This is a genomic window from Saccharothrix sp. ST-888, assembly GCF_000955975.1.
Taxonomy (GTDB): Bacteria; Actinomycetota; Actinomycetes; order Streptomycetales; family Streptomycetaceae; genus Kitasatospora.
Window position 1 is genome coordinate 1 of record NZ_JYJF01000739.1, and the last position, 330, is coordinate 330.

Here is a 330-nt window from a genome sequence, read left to right on the forward strand (position 1 = left end):
GTACTCGTACGCCGATGCGACGGTCGGCGAGATCGTCGCCTTCGGGCTCGGCGTCTGCCTGCGGATGGAGTACGGGCACTCGGCGTCCGCCATCGCGGTCAGCTGGGGCCAGTACGTGAACAAGTTCTTCGACCTGGGCTTCGGCAGGGGCAACCCGAGCCCGTGCAGGCCGCGCGGCTTCGGCGGTGGGCAGGTGGCCGCGTAGCGCATCTTCTCCTCGTTCAGCGGTCTGGACGCGGTCTCCACGGCGGGTGAAGAGGTCAGGAGCCCGCGCCGCACGCTGCCGCTGGCGATCATCATCTCGCTGGTCGTGGTCACCCTGCTGTACAT

1 protein-coding gene and 1 pseudogene are annotated in these 330 nt (G+C 68.5%); both read left to right on the forward strand.

What is annotated here, in order from left to right; translation table 11 throughout:
* Nucleotides 1-205: pseudogene (locus UK12_RS42350) on the forward strand (amino acid permease); the annotation flags it as partial.
* Nucleotides 206-208: 3 nt separating this feature from the next.
* A partial coding sequence (locus tag UK12_RS45430; RefSeq protein ID WP_197085421.1) for a hypothetical protein occupies nucleotides 209-330 on the forward strand: 122 nt, incomplete at its 3' end.